This window comes from Limnohabitans sp. Hippo3 (genome assembly GCF_003063665.1).
Classification (GTDB): domain Bacteria; phylum Pseudomonadota; class Gammaproteobacteria; order Burkholderiales; family Burkholderiaceae_C; genus Limnohabitans_A.
Genome location: NZ_NESF01000001.1, coordinates 887,694 through 906,203 on the forward strand (window position 1 = coordinate 887,694; position 18,510 = coordinate 906,203).

Annotated in this window: 21 protein-coding genes; 4 read left to right on the forward strand and 17 right to left on the reverse strand. The window is 61.9% G+C overall.

What is annotated here, in order from left to right:
* The first annotated feature begins 9 nt into the window (after positions 1 to 9).
* Entirely contained in the window at positions 10 to 912 is a 903-nt protein-coding gene (locus tag B9Z34_RS04120; protein WP_108426903.1) for a carbohydrate ABC transporter permease, read from the forward strand.
* A gap of 26 nt (positions 913 to 938) precedes the next feature.
* Complete coding sequence (locus B9Z34_RS04125; protein WP_369907565.1) at positions 939 to 1,781, forward strand: carbohydrate ABC transporter permease; 843 nt, start codon at positions 939 to 941, stop codon at positions 1,779 to 1,781.
* A gap of 102 nt (positions 1,782 to 1,883) precedes the next feature.
* Here B9Z34_RS04125 and B9Z34_RS04130 read toward each other — a convergent pair whose 3' ends face one another.
* Entirely contained in the window at positions 1,884 to 2,525 is a 642-nt protein-coding gene (locus B9Z34_RS04130; protein ID WP_108426784.1) for a flavin reductase family protein, read from the reverse strand.
* Positions 2,526 to 2,635: 110 nt separating this feature from the next.
* Complete coding sequence (locus B9Z34_RS04135; protein WP_108426785.1) at positions 2,636 to 3,616, reverse strand: tripartite tricarboxylate transporter substrate binding protein; 981 nt, start codon at positions 3,614 to 3,616, stop codon at positions 2,636 to 2,638.
* 257 nt (positions 3,617 to 3,873) lie between these two features.
* On the opposite strand from B9Z34_RS04135, the gene B9Z34_RS04140 reads away from it, so the two are divergent.
* Positions 3,874 to 4,632, forward strand: coding sequence for an aspartate/glutamate racemase family protein (locus B9Z34_RS04140; protein WP_108426786.1), 759 nt, complete (start codon positions 3,874 to 3,876; stop codon positions 4,630 to 4,632).
* A gap of 8 nt (positions 4,633 to 4,640) precedes the next feature.
* On the opposite strand, the gene B9Z34_RS04145 is transcribed toward B9Z34_RS04140, so the two are convergent.
* Positions 4,641 to 5,534, reverse strand: a complete 894-nt coding sequence (locus B9Z34_RS04145; RefSeq protein ID WP_108426787.1) for a LysR family transcriptional regulator ArgP — start codon at positions 5,532 to 5,534, stop codon at positions 4,641 to 4,643.
* A 75-nt stretch (positions 5,535 to 5,609) separates the two neighbouring features.
* On the opposite strand from B9Z34_RS04145, the gene B9Z34_RS04150 reads away from it, so the two are divergent.
* Positions 5,610 to 6,257 (forward strand): LysE/ArgO family amino acid transporter, encoded by a 648-nt coding sequence (locus tag B9Z34_RS04150; RefSeq protein WP_108426788.1) that lies wholly within the window; start codon positions 5,610 to 5,612, stop codon positions 6,255 to 6,257.
* Positions 6,258 to 6,471: 214 nt separating this feature from the next.
* On the opposite strand, the gene B9Z34_RS04155 is transcribed toward B9Z34_RS04150, so the two are convergent.
* The 14 genes from B9Z34_RS04155 to bchY form a co-directional block, all read right to left on the reverse strand.
* Positions 6,472 to 7,869, reverse strand: coding sequence for a PucC family protein (locus B9Z34_RS04155; RefSeq protein ID WP_108426789.1), 1,398 nt, complete (start codon positions 7,867 to 7,869; stop codon positions 6,472 to 6,474).
* A 49-nt stretch (positions 7,870 to 7,918) separates the two neighbouring features.
* The gene (locus B9Z34_RS04160) at positions 7,919 to 8,116 is read right to left on the reverse strand and encodes a light-harvesting protein (protein WP_108426790.1); all 198 of its coding nucleotides are present in this window, start codon (positions 8,114 to 8,116) and stop codon (positions 7,919 to 7,921) included.
* Positions 8,117 to 8,128: 12 nt separating this feature from the next.
* Positions 8,129 to 8,281 (reverse strand): light-harvesting antenna LH1, beta subunit, encoded by a 153-nt coding sequence (gene pufB, locus B9Z34_RS04165; protein WP_108426904.1) that lies wholly within the window; start codon positions 8,279 to 8,281, stop codon positions 8,129 to 8,131.
* Between the two features lie 103 nt (positions 8,282 to 8,384).
* Complete coding sequence (locus B9Z34_RS04170) at positions 8,385 to 9,248, reverse strand: carotenoid 1,2-hydratase (RefSeq protein ID WP_108426791.1); 864 nt, start codon at positions 9,246 to 9,248, stop codon at positions 8,385 to 8,387.
* Positions 9,245 to 10,777, reverse strand: a complete 1,533-nt coding sequence (gene crtD, locus B9Z34_RS04175; RefSeq protein WP_108426792.1) for a 1-hydroxycarotenoid 3,4-desaturase CrtD — start codon at positions 10,775 to 10,777, stop codon at positions 9,245 to 9,247. Before crtD ends, B9Z34_RS04170 begins: the two co-directional genes overlap by 4 nt.
* Entirely contained in the window at positions 10,770 to 11,597 is an 828-nt protein-coding gene (locus B9Z34_RS04180) for a hypothetical protein (protein ID WP_233249399.1), read from the reverse strand. The genes crtD and B9Z34_RS04180 overlap by 8 nt, the downstream gene beginning before the upstream one ends.
* 35 nt (positions 11,598 to 11,632) lie before the next feature.
* On the reverse strand, positions 11,633 to 12,694 hold the full coding sequence (gene pufC / locus B9Z34_RS04185; RefSeq protein ID WP_233249400.1) for a photosynthetic reaction center cytochrome PufC: 1,062 nt from the start codon (positions 12,692 to 12,694) through the stop codon (positions 11,633 to 11,635).
* Positions 12,691 to 13,668 (reverse strand): photosynthetic reaction center subunit M, encoded by a 978-nt coding sequence (pufM, locus tag B9Z34_RS04190; RefSeq protein WP_108426793.1) that lies wholly within the window; start codon positions 13,666 to 13,668, stop codon positions 12,691 to 12,693. The genes pufC and pufM overlap by 4 nt, the downstream gene beginning before the upstream one ends.
* A 47-nt stretch (positions 13,669 to 13,715) precedes the next feature.
* A complete protein-coding gene (pufL, locus tag B9Z34_RS04195; protein WP_108426794.1) occupies positions 13,716 to 14,552 on the reverse strand; it encodes a photosynthetic reaction center subunit L in 837 nt (278 codons plus the stop codon).
* An 83-nt stretch (positions 14,553 to 14,635) separates the two neighbouring features.
* Positions 14,636 to 14,845, reverse strand: a complete 210-nt coding sequence (pufA, locus tag B9Z34_RS04200; protein WP_053168888.1) for a light-harvesting antenna LH1, alpha subunit — start codon at positions 14,843 to 14,845, stop codon at positions 14,636 to 14,638.
* Between the two features lie 10 nt (positions 14,846 to 14,855).
* Positions 14,856 to 15,080 carry a hypothetical protein gene (locus tag B9Z34_RS04205; RefSeq protein ID WP_062403216.1) on the reverse strand — a complete coding sequence of 75 codons (225 nt, stop codon included), beginning with the start codon at positions 15,078 to 15,080 and terminating at the stop codon, positions 14,856 to 14,858.
* Positions 15,081 to 15,124: 44 nt separating this feature from the next.
* Complete coding sequence (gene pufB, locus B9Z34_RS04210; RefSeq protein WP_019425952.1) at positions 15,125 to 15,268, reverse strand: light-harvesting antenna LH1, beta subunit; 144 nt, start codon at positions 15,266 to 15,268, stop codon at positions 15,125 to 15,127.
* A 140-nt stretch (positions 15,269 to 15,408) separates the two neighbouring features.
* Positions 15,409 to 16,935 carry a chlorophyllide a reductase subunit Z gene (gene bchZ, locus B9Z34_RS04215; RefSeq protein ID WP_108426795.1) on the reverse strand — a complete coding sequence of 509 codons (1,527 nt, stop codon included), beginning with the start codon at positions 16,933 to 16,935 and terminating at the stop codon, positions 15,409 to 15,411.
* Positions 16,932 to 18,485: a chlorophyllide a reductase subunit Y gene (bchY, locus tag B9Z34_RS04220; RefSeq protein WP_108426796.1), complete on the reverse strand. Its 1,554-nt coding sequence runs from the start codon at positions 18,483 to 18,485 to the stop codon at positions 16,932 to 16,934. Before bchY ends, bchZ begins: the two co-directional genes overlap by 4 nt.
* Between the last annotated feature and the right edge of the window lie 25 nt (positions 18,486 to 18,510).

Below are 18,510 nucleotides of genomic sequence, written 5' to 3' on the forward strand. Positions count from 1 at the left end.
ATGACACCCTTGCTCGAGAGAATTCAAAACAGCCGCAATGTGCTGGGCTTGATCTTCATGATGCCTGCAGCACTCCTGTTGCTGCTGTTTTTGACATACCCTCTCGGCTTGGGTGTTTGGTTGGGTTTCACCGACACCAAAATTGGCCGTGGTGGTCAATGGATTGGTCTTGAAAACTACATCTTCTTGTTGTCGGACAGCGTCACCCAGTTGGCCTTGTTCAACACCATGTTCTACACCACCGTGGCCAGCGTGCTCAAGTTCTTCCTGGGGCTTTGGCTGGCTTTGTTGCTGAACAAAAACATTCGCTTCAAATCGTTCTTCCGGGCTGTCATTTTGCTGCCCTACATCGTCCCGACGGCCTTGTCGGCGATTGCTTTTTGGTGGATTTTCGATTCGCAGTTCTCGATCATCAGCTGGGTTCTGGTCAAGATGGGCTGGATCGACGCCTACATCGACTTCCTGGGCTCGCCCTGGAATGCGCGCCTTTCCACCCTGGCCGCCAATGTCTGGCGCGGCGTGCCTTTTGTCGCCATCACGCTGCTGGCAGGTCTGCAAACCATCTCGCCGTCTTACTACGAGGCTTCGGCCATTGATGGCGCCACGCCCTGGCAGCAATTCTGGCATGTCACCTTGCCACTGCTGACCCCCATCATTGCAGTCACCATGACTTTCTCGGTGCTGTTCACCTTCACCGACTTCCAGCTGATTTATGTGCTCACACGGGGTGGTCCTCTCAATGCCACACACCTCATGGCCACCCTGTCGTTCCAGCGTGCCATACCCGGGGGCGCTCTGGGTGAAGGTGCGGCCATCGCCATCGCCATGGTGCCCTTCTTGCTCGCCGCCATTCTGTTCAGTTATTTCGGACTTCAACGCCGTACATGGCAACAAGGCGGTAGTGACAAATGAGCAAAGACACACACGACAGCGTAGGCATGTCCTACCTGGACACCAACGCCACCAAGGTTTTCAAAACCTATCTGCCCCTGTTGGTGTTTCTTTTCGTTTTGCTCTTTCCGTTTTACTGGATGGGCATCACGGCTTTCAAACCCGACAACGAACTGCTGTCGCGTGACGGCAACCCTTTCTGGATCATCGCCCCCACACTCGCACACATTGAAAAGCTGCTGTTTCGCACCGCTTACCCACAGTGGATGTGGAACACCGTGGTGGTCTCGGTGACGGCCACTTTCTTCTCCTTGTTTGCTTCGGTGCTGGCAGCCTACGCGATTGAGCGTTTGCGTTTCAAGGGTGCGAAACACACCGGATTGGCCATTTTCCTGGCCTACCTGGTGCCACCGTCCATTTTGTTCATTCCTTTGGCATCGGTGGTGTTTGAGCTGGGCCTGTTTGACACACGCTTGGCGCTCATCCTGACCTACCCCACTTTTTTGATTCCTTTTTGCACCTGGCTGCTGATGGGTTACTTCCGTTCGATTCCTTTTGAACTGGAAGAGTGCGCCATGATTGACGGTGCCAACCGCTGGGAAATCCTGGTCAAAATCATCCTGCCTTTGTCGGTTCCGGGTCTGATCTCGGCAGGCATCTTCGCATTCACCTTGTCATGGAACGAGTTCATCTACGCGCTCACCTTCGTATCGTCCAGTGAGGTGAAAACCGTGCCGGTGGGGGTGGTCACGGAACTGGTGGAAGGTGACGTTTACCACTGGGGTGCACTCATGGCTGGGGCGCTCTTTGGCTCTTTGCCCGTGGCCTTCATCTACTCTTTCTTTGTGGAGTATTACGTCTCCGGGATGACGGGATCCGTCAAAGAATAATTTCACCCATGGCCTGGGTGGCTGGCACAGCCCACCACCCACACAGGCACCGGCCATGCAGATGGCGCTGTCGCCTGTACACGCCTGTGTGGCTAGAGCCCTTCAGATCTGATCAATGGCTGTATGGACCGGCGGGGCTTCACCTGCTTTGTCCGACAGTGAAAATCGGTCTTCGGTACGGGTGTAGAAGCTCGCACCGAAGCGAGCGACCGGTTTGTAGTCGCGCAGGTTGACACGCCAGACTTCGGTGTCGATCAATCCCTCGCGGGCAGCCAACCATTGGATGCGGCCAATAAAGACATAACGGCTGGGGGTTTCCAGTTTTTCGTGCAGCACGCACTCAAAAGCGATCGGCGCTTCCTGGATGCGCGGTGGAGCCACCGTGTGCGAAGGCACAGGTGTCAAGCCCACGGCGGTCAGCTCGCTCACGTCAGAGGGCAGCGATTCGCCACAGTCGTGCATCTTTTGCGCCATGGGTTCATCGGACATGTGCACCACAAACTCGCCGCTGTGCAGGATGTTGGCGGCCGTGTCCTTGAGCCGGCCGTCTTGCAGGCGGTTGATGCTGATCATCAAAATGGGCGGATCTTCGCCGATCATGTTGAACATGGAAAACGGCGCGGCATTGACCACCCCGTTGGCCCCGAGCGTGGTCACCAAGGCAATGGGTCGGGGCACGATCAGACTGGCCATGAGCTTGTAGCGCTGGTAGCTGTTGATCTGGTCAAAGTCGACTTCGGTCATGAAGAAATTCCACAGGGTGGTTGATGAGGCACCAAAAACAAGGGCAGCTTGCAGTTTAGTGCGTGACGGAAGCTGCCGCCTGTTGATGGCGCGAAAGCCTTGGCTGGCGCTCAGGCGATCACTTCGACCTTGGCGCGCTTGGCCACCGCACTCCAGCTGCTGATTTGCGACTGGATGAGCTTGACGAAATCATCGCCCACCACAGGTGTTTTGCGCGGCAGGGTTTGCACTTCTTCTAGCCGCGCCATCACGTCAGGTTTGGCCAGGATCTCGGGGATCAGTGCGGTCAGGCGCTGGGCAATCGGCGCGGGCAGGTTCTTGGGCGCAGACAGACCGAGCCACTGCGAGCCGGTCAGCGAGCCATAGCCCAACTCGGCAAAAGTCGGGATGTTCGGGAAGGCTGCCATGCGCGTGGGCGTAGAGACCGCCAAAGCACGCAGCGAGCCAGCCTTGAGCTGGTTGACGTTGGTGGTGACCGGGTCAAACACACTGTCGATCTGACCACCCAGCAGGTCCTGCATGGCTGGAGCACTGCCTTGGTAAGGCACATGGTCGTGTTCGGTGGCTTGACCTTCGATTTTGAGCAGCTCACCATACAGGTGGTTGGCCGAGCCAATGCCCGAGGTGCCAAAGCGCACGGGCTTGGATTTGGCGGCGTTCACATACTGCGCCAGCGTTTGGTAAGGGGACTGGGCACGAACCAGCAGCAACATGGGCGCTTCAACCAACATGCCCAAGTGGGTGAAATCGTTGACGGGATCAAAGGGCATGGTACGCCGCGTGGCGGTGGCATAGATGTGCACCGAAGCATGGCTGACCAAGAGGTTGTAGCCATCGGCAGCCTGACGGGATGCGAATTCGGTGCCGATCAAACCGCCTGCACCCGCACGGTTATCGACCACCACGGTTTGCGACAAGGCGCTCGACAGGTGCGGTGCCATCAGGCGTGCCACCGTGTCCACCAAGCCACCGGGCGGGTACTGACAAATCAAACGAATGGGGCCTTTGCTGGGCCAGGCAGAATACTGGGCGTGTACCCAAGGGGCAGCCAAAGTGGCGACACCCGCTGCCAATACATCACGACGTTTCATGGAGACTCCTAGAGCAAGCAAGGTTGAAAAAATGGCTTGGCCATCAGCCAGCGCTGTCTCTATGCAGGAGGTGTGCCAACCCGGCACGATGGATGCTTTCAGGCGCAGGGCAAGCACCACATCCACAAACCTTGCACTGGCCTGGCCTCTGGGCCACACCAAAACAGGGCCTCTTGCACAAGGCCGCCCTGTTTTGAGTCAGGCACTTGCACTGGTTTGGGGCCGAAGTCGCATGCACGAAAAATGGAACTCGACTCATGGACACCACAACACCACGCCGCTATTTGCTGATCAATCCGAACACCAACCCCTTGACCACCCAGCGCCTGCAAGATGTCTTGCAACCCCTGGTGCCACCAGGTGTACGGCTGGACGTGGCGACTGCCCGATTTGGCGCGCCCTACATCGCCTGCGAAGCCAGCCACGCGGTGGCGGCGCACGCCTGCCTCGACGCATGGGCGGCTCAGCGCAGCCTGCCTTCGCCTGCACTGCACGGTGTGTTGATTGGCTGTTTTGGCGACCCGGGTTTGTTCGCACTGCGCGAAGTCAGCGGCTGCCCGGTGACAGGGCTGGCCGAGGCCTCGTTCATTCAGGCGGCTGCGCATGGACCGTTTGCCATCGTGACCGGTGGCGAGCGCTGGAAGCCCATGCTGCAGCGCCTGGTCAACAGCTTGGGTTATGGCGCGCAGCTGCGCCACATCGAAACCGTGACCCCCACTGGGGCAGCGCTGCAGGCCGACCCGGAGATGGCCCTGCGCAGCTTGGGACAAGCCTGCGAGAACGCCGCCCGAGCGGGTGTGGCCTGCATCATCTTGGGCGGTGCCGGTCTGGCTGGTTACGCTCAGCGGCTGCAAAACCACTGCGCCCTGCCCTTGATCGACAGCGCACAAGCCGGCTGGGAAGTCTTGCTGCAGCAGCAAGCACCTGCCGCATCAACTGCGCGTGACGGTTTCTTTTCACCCTGGCATGGCATGCCCCATGCCTTCATGGGTTTGCCAACGCGAGTGGCTACATGACCCCGGCTTCAAGCGATCAAACTGCCCTGCGCGGCCTTGAGCACCGCACGGCTCAGGCCATCGAGCAAGGCGGATGCGGCGCGGGTTTCCTGCCAATACAAGGGCACATCGAGCGGTGTGCCCGGCACCAGTTCCAGCAAGGCACCACTTCGCAAGTGGGGGGCAATCAGCGTGAGGGGGTGCAAACCCCAGCCCATGCTGGCCAGTGAGGCCTGCACAAAAGCCTGGGTCGATGGCAAGGTGTGCCGGGGGAGCTCCACGTGCCGATGGCACAGACGCCGCACCCAGCGGGCCTGCAGCTCGTCCTGTGTGTTGAACACCAGACTGGGCGCCTGGGCCAGGGTCCCGGCTGTCACGCCGGACGCCAAGTGGCGCTGTACAAAAGCGGGACTGGCCGCCGCCACATAGCGCATGGCCCCCAGGGCGCGGCTGTTGCAACCGGTGGCAGGGCGTGCCATGGCCGTCACAGCGGCCAGCACCGCGCCGCTGCGCAACCACTCGGTGGTGTGGTCCTCGTTGTCGACCGACACCGCCATCAAGACGGGTGCCCCGGCTGCAAAAGCGGTCAGGGCCGGGGCAAACCAGGTGGCCAGGCTGTCAGCGTTCACCGCGATGGGCAGCGTGACACGTGCCACGCCTTCCGGGGCCAGCCCCGGCAAACTGCCTTGCAATTCCTGCTCGAGCAGACGCACACGGTCCAAGTGCTGGCACAAGCGTCGACCGGTCTCGGTGGCCTGGCAGGGCTGGCCCCGCACCACCAGCGCGCAGCCCACCCGCTCTTCCAGCAAGCGAATGCGTTGCGACACGGCGGACGGCGTGACGTGCAAAGCGCGTGCTGCACGTTCAAAACTGCCCTCACGAACCACAGCCGCCAAGGCTGCCAAAGAGAAATAGTCGAGCATGAAATTAGTTTTTCTAAAGCTGATGAAGCAAAGACAGTTTGTCTTAATCTTGAAAGACTGACAAGCTCATGCCCCATGAACTTACATGACACCCTTTTGTTGGCCTGGCCCGTTTTTGTCCAAGGCCTGTTTCTCAGCCTGGGCCTGATCGTGGCGATCGGGGCGCAAAACGCATTTGTATTGCGCCAGGGTTTGCGCCGCGAACATGTGGTCAGCGTGGTGGCCTTTTGCGCGGCGGCCGATGCGCTGTTGATCACGGCCGGCGTGTTGGGCATGGCGCAGGCGCTGGGCGAGCGACCTGCACTGGCGCAGGCTTTGGCCTTGGCCGGGGCGGTTTTTTTAACCGTCTATGGCTGGCGGGCCCTGCAGCGGGCGCGCCAGGCCAGCACGCTGGATGTGACAAGCCTGGGCCAAGGCATGAGCCGTGGGGCGGCGCTGGTGCAAGCGGCGGCTTTCACCTTGCTCAACCCGCATGTGTACCTGGACACGGTGCTGCTGGTGGGCAGCATCGGCGCGCAGCAGCCCGCGCCCTTGCAGGGCTGGTTTGCGGCCGGGGCCAGCACGGCCAGTGTGCTGTGGTTCAGCGCTTTGGGCTTTGGGGCGCGTTGGCTGGCCCCCTGGTTTGCGCGGCCACGTGCCTGGCAAATTCTGGACGCTTTGATCGGGGCGACCATGTGGGTGCTCTCGGGCCTGCTGGTGCGCCATGTCTGGCGCACGCTGTGAAACAACAGGGCTGGTCACCGGCACAAAAAAACCGCCTCGCAGCGGTTTTGGGGGATGGGCGCAGTCAGGCCTCACTTGCGTGGGCCTTTGGGACGGTTGAACCAGTTGGCCAGCATGAACAGGCCAAAAACCACGAACATGATGATGAGGATGTGTTTGATTTCCATGGCTTTTCCTTGAGTTGAGGGTGAAGGGTCCAAACGGTTGGGAGACATTATGCAGAGTTGAGCGGTGACCGTACAGACGCACCCGTTGGCCGTATCAAAGGCGCCATGGCCCAAAGGGTCAAGGCCAGCAGGAGGATTTCGAGGCCATAAACCACCGAGTAAGCCATGACCGAGCTGCTGCCGAGTGCCACGCCGTCGCGCACCATGCCGCCCAGCGCCATACCCAGACCCGCGGCCGTAGCCTGCACCGCGCCCCAAGCCCCCATGGCCAGGCCGGTTTGCTCGGGCGGCGCCATTTGCATGGTGGCAGTCAGGGTGCCATGGGCAAACAAACCGCCGCCCAGGCCGATCAGAAAAATACCCAGAGCGAACAAAGGCGCAGAAGCCAGCGGGCCGGAAGCGATCACGGCCACAAAGGCGGGCACGCCCACCCAGGCGCCCCAGCTGGCCATGCGGTAGGCGTCAGCACCGCGGCTGAGCACACGCGAAGCCCAGGCAAAACCGATCAGACCACCCAAGGCCAGATTGGCCGTGAGCAAGGTGGTGGTGGAAACGCTCAGGCTGAGGATCTCGCCGCCATACGGCTCCAGCAACACGTCTTCCATGGTGAAGGCCATGGTGCCCAGGCCCACCGCCAGCAAACGCCGCAGGGTGTTCGGGCCTTGACAAAAGAGTTGCCAGGCTTGTGCGAAAGTGTGTTCGATGGGCGTACCCGGTTTGCGCAGACGGCTGCGCGGCTCTTGTTTCCACAGGGCGATCACGTTGAGCACCAAGGTCATCACCGCCACAGCCTGAACCACGCGAATCAGCTGACCAGGGCTGTAGTCACGCAACAAATGGCCCAACATCAAAGCGCTGCCGATCATGCCAACCAATTGCATCACATACATGAGGCCGACCACCTGCGGCTGACGCTCGGGTGGTGCCAGGTCGGTGGCCAGCGCGAGACCCGCGGTTTGCACGGTGTGCATGCCGATGCCCACCAGCATGAAGGCGCCTGCGGCCCCCACCATGCCAACCCAGGCCGGAGCCTGACTAGACTGTCCGGCACCGGCGAGCACCAGCAGCGCAAAAGGCATGATGGAAAAGCCGCCGAACTGCAGCAAGCTGCCCATCCAGATGTAGGGCACGCGCCGCCAGCCCAACTGCGAGCGGTGGTTGTCCGAGCGAAAACCAATGAGCGCCCGAAACGGCGCAACCAGCAAAGGCAGGGCCACCATCAGCGACACCAGCGCGGCGGGCACTTGCAACTCGACAATCATCACGCGGTTGAGGGTGCCCACCAGCATGACCATGGCCATGCCGACAGAAATTTGAAACAAGGACAGACGCAGCAAACGCGACAGCGGCAAATCATCGCTGGCGGCATCCGCAAAAGGCAAAAAACGCGGGCCCATGCTGGCCAGCACATGCGCCACAGAAGATCGTGATTTTGTTTTGGTCATAAATGAATGACCAGACGCTTGCGCGTCTGGCCGTTCGGGCTTGTGTCCCTTACTTCTTCACTGCAGCATCCGCAGCAGCAGGCGCTGCCATGGCGACTTTGGTGCCGCCGTTGAGGTAATTTTTCACCCAGGTGGTGTTCATGGTCAGGGCCAGGTGCACGCTGAAGGACGAAATCGCCACAGCCGCAATGAACACTGGAATACCGACTGAAGGTTTCACCACGCACCACATTTTGGAATAGATCATGATGTTGCTCCTTTATTTGAGCCAGGGTGAATAGATGTAAGCCAGCAGGTGGGCAAACGCGGCGATCATGCCGAAGATTTGCGTGCCCTGAATGAGATTGCGGTGAATCTCTTCTGACTCGCCCTCGGTCAGTCCGGTTGGCCAGACTTTGTCTGAATTAGACATGGTTTTCTCCTTGAGGAAGACGTGCACGGCCCGCACGAGGGCTATTCATGACCACCACGGCCAGGAATGGGGTTGCCTTGAAAACAGTTCAAGGGTGTTCATCTCAAGCCCGCCGTGGCATGCGCCAGGGCAGCATGGCTTGAACCACCGGTGACACCAAACGCGGCACCGACAGGGTTTCGTGAAAGGCAAGCAAAGGCTCACCGGCGTAATCAAATTGCAGCAAGGCACGCTGGTAAAACGGCGTGTCTTCGAGTTGTTCGTGCACCCGCACGGCTTGGGTGCTGCGCATACGGCGATCAATGCGCCAAGCTGTCTTAGGCAGGCGCTGCACCGGCGGCGTGGCCAGCGCCTCGACCGTGCCTTTGGGCGTGAAGCGCAGCGACAGCACACGGTCATCGGCGGCGGGCGCTTGCATGTCGTAAAACACCACGGTGCTGCCGTCGCGCGTGCGGGCACGCGACCAGTCCCAGGTGTGAAAGCCCCGGTCCACCGGCTCGTCGCCCTCGTTGGAATCCAGATAGGCGTGGCCTTGCCATTTCAGGTCGGGGGCGCTCAGATCGACCTCGATGCGCGAGGCGGGCGCCAGTGGCCCCCAACGGTGGCGGCCTGCGGCGTCCAGGGGCGTGGAATAGCCAAACAGCTGCTGCGGCCAAAGTTTGATGCGGCCGCGCACACGGCGCGGCACCGGCACACACACTTCGTCGATGTCGATGCTCAGGCAGTCGCCGTCCCAGCTCAGCTGGCTCGGGCCGATGGTGAACTGGCGTTCGCTGCGCTGGCAGTGGCGCTGGCCGCGCTCGGTCATGGCCCAGCGGCTCTGGCCTTTGCTGTAAATGGCCACGTTCAGAGCGCAATGGTTGTCTGGATGGGCGCTGCCGCTGCGGCGCGCCCAAGCGTAGTAAGGCGAGAACACACTGCCCACAAAAGCAATGAGGGTGATGCCGTGTTGGCCGTCGTCACTCATGGCGTCGACATACCACCACAGGTAGCCCCCGTCTGGAACCGGTTGGTCGAAGCGAGGCCCGCCATCAGCGCCTCGGCCGCCCGCTGCCCGGACAGCGCCGCCATCGGCACGCCCGGCCCCGGGTGCACGCTGCCCCCCGCCAGATACAGGCCCTGCAGGGGTGTGGTGGAGCCAGGTCTTTGGAAGATGCTCGTCCATCCGTGCGTCGCCTGCCCGTACAGCGCTCCGCCGCTGGCCGGAAAGCGCCGATGGAAATCCTGTGGGGTCGTGCGCAGGCTGTTGGCCCTTGTAGGCGTCAGTGACAGCCCCAGTTGGCGCAGATGCTGAAAGGTGTGCGTTTGGCATTGTTCTAAAGCCTCCTCGGTGACCGCATTGCCATCACCGTTGGCGGGGGCGTTGACCAAACAAAAAAGGCGCTCGGCCTCGCCTGGCGCAAGCTGCGCAGGCCGGTCTTGCGCGCAGACATACACCGTCGGTTGCTGTGGCAGCTGCTGGTGCTCGAAGATGTCTTCGAACTCGCTGGCGTAGGTGCTTTGAAAAAACACGTTGTGCCGGTCCAGCGCCACGCCCTCGGTGGGGGTGTGCATGGACCAAGTCAGCGCCGACAGCGAGCGCGGCGGTGCGGCCTGCGGCACAGCCCGGCGCACACCGTCGCCCAACAGGCCTTGGCGCAAGGCGGCGGCATCGCCATTGAAGATCACGCGGTCGGCGGGCAAGAACTCGCCCGACTGCAGGTGCACACCGCACACCCGTCCTTGGCGCTGTTCGATGCGCTGGCAAGTGCTGTGGTAGCGGAACACCGCGCCACGGCGGCGGGCCACACGGGCCAGCGCCTGGGCCATACCGACCATGCCGCCTTCAACCGACCAGACCCCGTCCATCTCGACCTGCGCAATCAGCATGAGCGTGGCGGGCGACTGCCAAGGCGAAGAGCCGCAATAGGTGGCGTAGCGTGCAAACAATTGGCGCAAACGCGGATCGGAAAACTGCTGGCCCAGTTGCTGCCACAGGCTGCGCATGGGGCCCAGTTGGGCCAACACGCCCAAGCCTTTGAACCCCAAGTCGCCCATGAAGCCGCCCATGCTGGGGCGCTGGGCGCGGATCATCGGGCCTTCGAGCGTGGCGTAAAGTTGGCGCGTGGTTTTACAAAAATCCCTGAATCGCCGCGCCTCATCGCCACTGGACCAAGCGGCAAGGGCCGCCTCGCTCTCGCGCGCATCGGCCGACAAATCGAGTTGGCTGCCATCGGGCCAGAAGTGGCGGGCGAGCACCTGCAGCGGCGTGATGCGCATCTCGGCTTCCACGCTGGTGCCCACGCTGCGCAGCAAGTCGTCGAACACCCAGCGCATGGTGAACACGGTGGGGCCGCTGTCGATGTGGGCACCGTTCACTTCGCGGCTGTGCACCTTGCCGCCGGGCTCGCCCGAGGCTTCGACCACGGTGACATCCAGCCCCTGGTGGGCGAGCGTAATGGCGCTGCACAAGCCGCCCATGCCTGCGCCGACGATGACGACACGTGGCTCAGACATGGCTGAGCTCCAGACGGGGCGTATCCACAACGGGTGCAGTGTCCAGCGCCGCGGCAGCGCCAAGAGGCGAAGCGTTGTCAAACTGAAAAGGCTGACCTTTCCAGACCCCGGCCATCTGCAGCACCTGCATGCGCACGAACAGCGACTCGGAAAAAAACTGGTGTTTGTAGGCCGCTGCACTGGCGACCTGGTGCGCACCCTGGTGGGCGTAGTTCAGCATCGATGCCGTGTCTTGCCACAAACTGAAGGTGCATTGGCGCACCAAGGGCGCCTCGCCCAGGCCCATGGCCAACAGGCAACCGGGGGATTGGTCGAGGTCAGCCTGCGCTGCCGGGGCGTAACGCCAGAAGGCCATGGCCTTGGTGGGCACGATGCTGGCGCGTGTGAGCACAGCGAAGGGGCCTGGCGCTTGCGCACCATCTTGACCTGGCTCTCCCAGTGATTGGGCGCTGCTGGCCTGCCAGGCTTGCTTGTCCCAGTGGCCGCGCGCCGATTGCACCGCCATCACGCCGCTCCAGCATTCACGCGCACGGCTGCGGTAAGCCTGCACCGCCGGGCTGTCCAGAAACTGCAGGGCCAGATCGAGATGGGTGAACGTGCAGATCAGGCCCTGGTGCGTGGCACTGGGGCGCAGGCTAAAACCCCCGCCGTGGCCACTGCCCATGACCTTGACCATGGTCAGGCCCGGCACCTCCTTGTAGGGCGTGGCTCCGGCCACCAGCCGCAGCCAGCCCCAACCCTGGTGCTGTCGCAAGAAGTCGGCCAGCAACACCACCACCACGCCAGACAGCGGGTCATGAAGGTTGGCGATGGCTTCCATAACGGGCGTCCGGCAAAGGTGCGAGGGCCAGCGGACTACTTGGCCGCGACTTTGGACGCAGCCAAAGCGGGTTTGAGCAACTCGGGGAAGTCCTTGGCCATGGGCGCACCGTTCAGAGGCTTGTACGCACCCTGGTGGCAGGTGGCGCAGTTGAGCTTGGCCACGTCACCCAACGGGCCCTTGCGGTGCGCCGGGAAGACTTCGGTCAAAGGCTCCATGTAGGTCAGGTTCAGGTCCCGCGCCATGCGGATGCCGTGCCAGGCCGTCACGCGTTGCGGTGGGCTGTTCTCCCAGTTCTGGAAGGACTGGGTGTTGTGGCAGTAGGTGCAGTTCACGCCCAACGAGGTCGACATGTGCGTCATCAAGCCATAGGTCCACTCGGCCTGCTTGATCGACTGGCGGTTGCCCGATGGCAAGGCCGTGGGACCATTCACGCGGATGTTCTGCTTGTCCAGCAGGAAGGGGGTGAACGGGTCGTTGGGCAGCGAGGACAAATTGACCACCGGCGAAGGGGTGTTCTGTCCGGCCTTGTCACCGATGAAGTTCGAGCCTTGCGGCTGAGGATCAGACTTGAACCAGATGGCGTTGGGCACCGGCTCACCCCGGTGGCAGGTGTAGCAGGTCACGCCGGTCTGCGCGACGTGCGGCTGCCAGTCGGCGTTGATGTGCTGCGTCATCTCGACCATGCGCCGCGCCACCACCTTGGTGTATTTGCTGTCGTCCTCAAAATTGGGCAAGGCATGGCAATAGCCGCAGCCTTCTTGCGGGGCCACCCAGCTGGTCATCGAGACCATCAGGCGGTTGAACTCGCCCACACTCAGATGGCCCAGCACTTTGACGTTCTTGTAGGCCTGCGCGGCCTTGGGGCCGTCCGAGCCCGGTGAAGGAATCGCCACGGGCGGTTGGTTCTTTTCGGTTTTGACTTCGAGCAGACGGGCGTTGTAGACCTGCGCCATGCCGGTGCCGCGGTAGCCGCTTTGCACCGTCTCTGGAATCGGGCGCTCGCAACCGGCGAGCACCAGGCCCACCAGTGCAAAGCCCAAACCTTGGGCCAGGCGTCTTGTCCAATGCGTTTTGTGGAGGGTGTGGGTGTTCATGGCTTGGCTCCTGTGCTCAGCGCGGGGTCCACCACCGCTGGAAAGATTTCGGGGTACGGTGGCGCCACGCCATGCTTGATGGCCCAGAGGTACCAGTTGTCCACCACGGTGCCAGTCAGCAAGATGCCGATGCCGCCGGTGATGGGGCACAGCACAGCGAACCACCAGGCCCAGCGGTGAATCGATTCCATGGTGGCGTTGAAGCCCATGGTCCAGCGCCAGAACAAGGCCGCACGTTCCGAGGCCGTACCCCGGTCAGTGATCTGCTCGATCTCGCGTTCACCACCGAAGCGGGTCACGGCCAGAATGGTCGCGCCGTGCATGGCAAACAGCAGCGCCGAGCCGTACAGGAACACGATGGACAGCGCGTGGAAGGGGTTGTAAAACAGGTTGCCGTAGCGCAACGAGAAAGCCGCCGTCCAGTCCAGGTGGGAGAAGATGCCGTAAGGCACCGCCTCACCCCAAGAACCCATCAGGATGGGGCGGAACAAACCCAGCACCAGGAACAACCAGATGGCTGCAGCAAAAGCCCAGGCGATGTGTGTGCCCATGCCCAGCTCGACCGCGCGGCGGTAGGTGCGGGCCCACCAGAACATGACCGATGCGGTGAGGAACAGGCCCACGATGAGGAACCAGCCACCTTGGTTGAGCGGCGGCATGCTCAGGCCGTAGCTGGGCGGTGGCGGCTCAAGCGAGAGCCAGAACAGCTGGCGCACAAACTGGATCGGGTCGTAGTTGACCGAGGCCAGCATGTTCATGCCGATCAGGGTGAAGGCGATCATGCCGAACACGAGCGAAGCCAGACCCAGACCACCCAGGTAAATCGGGCCGAGTTGGGCATTGCCCAACTTGCCGATCCAGTAGTTAATCAGAGGCTGCCCCGTGCGCGGGCTGTTGCCGTGTCCGAGTTCCACCCCGTGGTGGACTGGACCCACGGCTTGCACCGTGGTGAACAGGTTTTGATAGTCGGCCATTTGCGGTACTCCTCAATTCTTGGGGTTCGGGCTGCGTGCAGTCCGAATCAGAGTGGCCACTGGGACCAGATCGGCATGTTCAGCCACCAGCTCCACCACTCAGGCCAACCACGGCTCCAGAAGGGGCCGCTGAGCACGATACACAGGGCGCTGAACAACACAGCCGCCAGCGCCAGGAACAGGCCCAGGCGGTGGATGCCCAAGGTGCCGATCGAGTAGCCGATGATGTCGCGGAAGAACGTGTCCTCGTGCTCGGGGGTCTTGACCACGGTGCCCGGTGCGGGATTGGTGGATGACAAGATCAAACCGCCGTGCAGCGACAAGGCAAACACGCTGGCGAAGAAGAAACTCACGGCGATCATGTGCGCCGGGTTGTAGTGAAAGTGCAGGTACTGGTAGCCCACGTTGGACACCCAGTCGAGGTGGCTGTAGATGCCGTACGGAAAGCCGTGGCCCCAGGCGCCCATGAGCACCGGCCGCACGACCACCAAAGTGACATAAGCCGAGATGGCCACACCGAAGGCCACGGGCACATGAAAGCCCATGCCCAGCTTGCGGCAGATTTCGACCTCGCGCATCATCCACGAGCCGAATGCTCCGATGGCGCACACCGTGATGAGCTGCCACAGGCCGCCTTCCATCAGGGGCGCAAAGCGCAAGCCATACGACAAGTCAGGCGGTGCGATGCTGATCTGCCAAAGGTTCCAGGTGGGCCCTTGTGAGGCACCCCACAAGATGAGGGCCGTGCCCAGGAACGAAAAGAACAGGGTTGTGACGCCGAAGAAACCGACGTAAAACGGTCCGACCCAGAAATCGAACAAATCACCACCCAGCAGGGTACCACCGCGAACACGGTACTTTTTCTCAAAATTCAGCATGGCCATGGTTGGGTCCTCCTGCATCAGTGGATCAACAGACGCCGCCTTGACACGAGGTCAATGACGGCTTCTGAACGGCAAGTCCTGGATCAGGACTTGGGTGCGGCGAGCGAAGCCACCGCAGTCGGCAGCGGCGAGTTTTGCGCCGATGCAGCGACGGGTTTTTTCGCACCGTCGAGCCAGTTGAATTTGTTGGTGCTGAGCAAGATGAGGTGAATCATCGCGGCCAGGCCAAACAAGAAAATGCCCTGCAGTACCATGGCACGCAATGGGTCGTAAAGTCGCCAAATTCTCCACATGGTGAATCTCCTAAATGATGTGGGACATGAAGGTGTACACCGCAGCTTTCACACCCTGACTCATGCTCTTGGCATCTTCTGCACCGGGCAGCAGATCCCGCCAGTGAACGCCGACCAGTTTGGCCAGTACGACGACCACGAACAGACATCCGAATCCGATGAGGAAAATGGACCAGTAAGCGGGAGACTCATCCGCACGCGAATGGGCCTCGTTGAGGTGGGTTGTGTTTTGCATGACAGTGACTCCGTCAATCTATGGATGAAAAAACAGGCTCTGAATCAGAACCAGGGACGCCACGCCCAGACCAGGATGTGTGCCAGCACAGCAACTGCTGTAAAGCCCACGGTGCCCTGCATCCAGTAGTGGTGGAACTCCTGGGCTTCCTCATCGGTGAGTCCGGAAATTGATGTCTTGGTGGACATGTTTTGCTCCTTTTAAAGAGGCCTTGCGACCCGGGTTGCGCACAGCCCGCGCAGATGGGCATCCGCAGCCAAAGGCCACGACATGGGGTGAAAGGCACTGCCAGGGGCAGCACCCGTGTTGGTTTGAAAGGCTGGTGCGCTCATGCCGTCACCCCCAGACCCAGTTCGCGGCTGGCCGCGTTCACATGGGCTTCGGTCACCTCGCTGTGGCCTTGGGCCTGCGAGAGTTGTTCGGCCTGGTCGCGCAAGCGCTTGGCCGCTGAAATCTGCACCAGCACCGGCTGGCTTTGCACCACATCGCGCAAGCGCTGCTGGGCCTGGTCTTGCCAGCTGGCGTTGGGGGCGACCACGCCACGCGCTTGCGTGGCTTCGACTTTATCCATCTCGGTACCCAGCGGCAGGATGTGGAACAGCGCATCGAACAGCGCGTTGCACACCTCCTGGATCAGGTAGCTTGCGCCGCTGTAGCCCATGAAAGGCGTGCCGGTGTGGCGGCGGATGATCGCGCCGGGAAAGGACGCGGGAATGAAGGCCGCACGCATGGGGCTGCCGCCCGAGATTTCGCTCAGGTACATGCGCTCGTTGTAGCTGCCAAACATGATCAGCGGCGTTTGCGTTTTGACCAGTTCGCGCACGGCGGCGTTGTCCGTCTTGGTGCCCGCGGTGCGCGACACGCTGAAGCGACAGGGCAAGCCCATTTCGTTTTGGAGGAAGTTTTTCAGCCCCCGCGAATAGGTCTCGCCCGCCACCACGGCAAAACTGGCGGTGGCAAAAAAGTCTTGCGTGACCGAGCGCCACAGGTCCCACATGGGCTTGAGCGTCGTGTGCTTTTCGCGCTCGATGAAAGGCTCGGGGTCCAGGTGCAGCAACTCACCCAATTTGCGCAAAAAGTTGGTGGTGCTGTGCAGGCCAATCGGCGCTTGTAAATAAGGGCGCTCCAGCGCCTCGCACAACATGCGGCCAAACTCGCGGTACATGCAGATGTTCACATCGGCCTCGACCAGGCGCGACACATCGGCCAAGTGGCTGCCCAGCGGAAAGACCATGTTGACCTCGGCACCGATGCCTTGCACCAGGCGGCGGATCTCGGCCAGGTCGCTGGCGCTGTTGAAAGTGCCGTAGCAAGGCCCAATGATGTTGACGCGCGGCTTTTCGCCCGCCGGACGGTCTTCAAAAGGCTTGCGGGCAGGCACTTTGCGCAGACCATACTCGCTCCACAGCCAGTACATCGCGCGGTTGGCGCACTGCCACTGGTCTTCGTCGATGGTGCGTGGCAAAAAGCGGGCGATGTTGGTGCCTTCGGGCGTGACGCCGCCACCGATCATCTCGGCAATCGAGCCGGTCACCACCACCGCGGGCAACTCAGGGTCGAGTGTGGCATGAGCGCGCTTCATTGCGCCTTCGGTACCCTCACGGCCCAGTTGCTCTTCGGCCAGACCGGTCACCACAATCGGCAACTCGTGGGGCGGCAAAGCGTCGGTGTAATGCAGCACCGAGGTGACAGGCAGGTTTTCGCAGCCGACGGGGCCATCGATCACCACCTGCAAACCCTTGATGGCGGTGAACACATACACCGCGCCCCAGTACCCGCCTGCGCGGTCATGGTCGAGGATCAGTGGCGATTTGGGCTTGGCCACGGTGCTGGGAGGAGGTGTGACCTGGTTCATGAACCCATCTCCTCGGCTTTGCGCTTTTTCAAGAGCTTTTCAATCTGGCGGCGGGTTTCGGCCTTGAACTCGGGCCGGTCTTTGGGCACCGACTCCCACACGCCTGCGGCGTGGCCTGCGCCCACATCGCCAAAGAAATCCTTCATGGCGTCAAAGCGGGCCTGGTTGCCCATGGCCGCTTGCACCACTTGCACCAAAGACCCGGCACCGGCCACGCCCATCAAGGGACGAGCCGAAATCAGGTTGGTGAAGTAGAGCGATGGCACGCTGTTTTGCTTGGCGATCTGCACTACCGGCGTGGTGCCGATGGCCAACTGCGGCCGGTATTCGTACATGGCGTTGAGGTCTTGCTCCAGCGAGGCGCGCATTTGCACCTGCACGCCCTTGGCCTGCAGCCAGGCGATGTCTTGGGCGTTCCACTCGGTGGCGGGGCAGGCCGAGCCCACGTAGCGCAGATCGGCACCACACTCGACGAGCAAACGGCCCACCAACAACTCGGAGCCTTCGTAGCCGCTCAGAGTGATGCGTCCCTTGATCGGTTTTTGCATCAAAAGCCCACGCATTTGGGCCAACGACTGGTTGCGCGCCACATCGATTTGCGCCTGCGCAATGCCTGCAGACTGACCAATGTTTTGCAACCAGTCTTGTGTGCCTTCCAAACCCACCGGGGCGGAGCCCACGATGGGGCGACCGGCGGCTTTGAATTCGCGCACGCTGGCGGTGTAAAACGGGTGGATGGCCGCGGCCACCGAGCAGTCGAGCGCGGCATACAGCTCGCGCCACTCGCGGGTGGGCACCACCGGGCCAGCGGCCAGGCCCATGGGCGCGAGCATCTGGCCGATGATGACCGGATCGGCCGGGAACATCTCGCCGAGCAAGGCCACCGTGGGCTTGTCACCGCGACCGGCGCGGGGCGCGGCCACCGGGCCGCTCATGATTTCTTCGCGGGCGTATTTCAGCATCGCTCCGGCCAACACGTCTTTGGCTTCGGCGTGCGTGGGCACGCCAAAACCGGGCACATCGATGCCGATGATGCGCACGCCGTTGATCTCTTTGGGCAGCAGCTGCAGCGGCACGCCACTGGCCGTGGGCACGCACAGGTTGATGATGATGACGGTGTCGACCTGCTTCGGGTCGGCCTCGGCGTGCACCGCTTCGCGGATGTCTTCAAACAGCTTACCCGTGACCAGCGACTCGGAGTTGAACGGCACATAGCCCACGCTGCGGCGGGCGCCGTAAAAATGCGAGGTGAAGGTCAGGCCATAGACGCAGCAGGCCGAGCCCGACAAGATGGTCGCGGTGCGCTTCATGCGCAAGCCAACACGCAGCGAGCCAAAGGCCGGGCACATGCTTTGCGGCTGGTCGTGCGGACCGGCATCGGGCTGGCGCGGGTAATCGCGGGCGTATTGGTCGAGCACCTCGGACTTGCCCGCCTCTTTGGCCGCAGCCACCATGGCCTCGGTGCCGGCGTGGCAACCCATGCCGTCGCCTTGCAAAGCGGCGGGCTTGGCAGCGTCGGCGCTGGGGTGAATCGGTATGGTGCGTGTCATGGCCTGTTCCTGTGGGTGTGTCTTG

Excerpts from the sequence above, each read along its gene's own strand:
- B9Z34_RS04125 (WP_369907565.1), top strand. The coding sequence starts at position 939 with ATGTCCTACCTGGACACCAACGCCACCAAGGTTTTCAAAACCTATCTG.
- B9Z34_RS04130 (WP_108426784.1), bottom strand. The coding sequence starts at position 2,525 with ATGACCGAAGTCGACTTTGACCAGATCAACAGCTACCAGCGCTACAAG.
- B9Z34_RS04135 (WP_108426785.1), bottom strand. The coding sequence starts at position 3,616 with ATGAAACGTCGTGATGTATTGGCAGCGGGTGTCGCCACTTTGGCTGCC.
- B9Z34_RS04140 (WP_108426786.1), top strand. The coding sequence starts at position 3,874 with ATGGACACCACAACACCACGCCGCTATTTGCTGATCAATCCGAACACC.
- B9Z34_RS04145 (WP_108426787.1), bottom strand. The coding sequence starts at position 5,534 with ATGCTCGACTATTTCTCTTTGGCAGCCTTGGCGGCTGTGGTTCGTGAG.
- B9Z34_RS04150 (WP_108426788.1), top strand. The coding sequence starts at position 5,610 with ATGAACTTACATGACACCCTTTTGTTGGCCTGGCCCGTTTTTGTCCAA.
- B9Z34_RS04155 (WP_108426789.1), bottom strand. The coding sequence starts at position 7,869 with ATGACCAAAACAAAATCACGATCTTCTGTGGCGCATGTGCTGGCCAGC.
- B9Z34_RS04160 (WP_108426790.1), bottom strand. The coding sequence starts at position 8,116 with ATGATCTATTCCAAAATGTGGTGCGTGGTGAAACCTTCAGTCGGTATT.
- pufB (WP_108426904.1), bottom strand. The coding sequence starts at position 8,281 with ATGTCTAATTCAGACAAAGTCTGGCCAACCGGACTGACCGAGGGCGAG.
- B9Z34_RS04170 (WP_108426791.1), bottom strand. The coding sequence starts at position 9,248 with ATGAGTGACGACGGCCAACACGGCATCACCCTCATTGCTTTTGTGGGC.
- crtD (WP_108426792.1), bottom strand. The coding sequence starts at position 10,777 with ATGTCTGAGCCACGTGTCGTCATCGTCGGCGCAGGCATGGGCGGCTTG.
- B9Z34_RS04180 (WP_233249399.1), bottom strand. The coding sequence starts at position 11,597 with ATGGAAGCCATCGCCAACCTTCATGACCCGCTGTCTGGCGTGGTGGTG.
- pufC (WP_233249400.1), bottom strand. The coding sequence starts at position 12,694 with ATGAACACCCACACCCTCCACAAAACGCATTGGACAAGACGCCTGGCC.
- pufM (WP_108426793.1), bottom strand. The coding sequence starts at position 13,668 with ATGGCCGACTATCAAAACCTGTTCACCACGGTGCAAGCCGTGGGTCCA.
- pufL (WP_108426794.1), bottom strand. The coding sequence starts at position 14,552 with ATGGCCATGCTGAATTTTGAGAAAAAGTACCGTGTTCGCGGTGGTACC.
- pufA (WP_053168888.1), bottom strand. The coding sequence starts at position 14,845 with ATGTGGAGAATTTGGCGACTTTACGACCCATTGCGTGCCATGGTACTG.
- B9Z34_RS04205 (WP_062403216.1), bottom strand. The coding sequence starts at position 15,080 with ATGCAAAACACAACCCACCTCAACGAGGCCCATTCGCGTGCGGATGAG.
- pufB (WP_019425952.1), bottom strand. The coding sequence starts at position 15,268 with ATGTCCACCAAGACATCAATTTCCGGACTCACCGATGAGGAAGCCCAG.
- bchZ (WP_108426795.1), bottom strand. The coding sequence starts at position 16,935 with ATGAACCAGGTCACACCTCCTCCCAGCACCGTGGCCAAGCCCAAATCG.
- bchY (WP_108426796.1), bottom strand. The coding sequence starts at position 18,485 with ATGACACGCACCATACCGATTCACCCCAGCGCCGACGCTGCCAAGCCC.